Origin of the sequence: Caulobacter sp. CCH9-E1 (assembly GCF_001556515.1) — a bacterium.
Classification (GTDB): Bacteria; Pseudomonadota; Alphaproteobacteria; order Caulobacterales; family Caulobacteraceae; genus Caulobacter.
In genome coordinates, this window is sequence record NZ_LSJA01000137.1 from 1 (window position 1) to 504 (window position 504).

1 protein-coding gene is annotated in these 504 nt (G+C 70.0%); it reads right to left on the reverse strand.

The annotated features are described in order from the left end of the window. On the reverse strand, positions 1–504 hold a 504-nt coding region (locus tag AX690_RS09400; RefSeq protein ID WP_156449615.1), incomplete at both ends, for an HAD-IC family P-type ATPase.

Here is a 504-nt window from a genome sequence, read left to right on the forward strand (position 1 = left end):
CCTTGCGGGCCACGCGGATGTCGAGCGCGCCCGCGCCATTGATGGTGCCGGCGAACACACGGTATTCCGCGCTGGCCTTGGCGAAGTCGAGATCGCGATCGGCGCTGGCGCGCTTGTCGACGGGCACGCTTTCGCCGGTGACCGGGGCCTGGTTGACGCTGCTGTCGCCCGCCACGACGACGCCGTCGGCGGCGATGCGCTCATTGGGCCGGACCAGGATGATGTCACCGATCTCCAGGGCCTCGACGGCGACGTCCTCGGTCTTGCCGTCACGGCGGACCGTGGCGCGCTCGGGGGCCAGCTTGGCCAGGGCCTCGATCGCCCGGCGGGCCCGGCCCATGGCATAGTGTTCCAGCGAGTGGCCCATGCTGAACAGGAAGAGCAGCAGTGCGCCCTCAGCCCATTGCCCGAGCGCCGCGGCCCCGGCGGCGGCCACCAGCATCAAGGTGTCGATCTCGAACTTGCGCTTGCGCAGGTTTTCGATCGCCTCGGTCAGGGTGAACC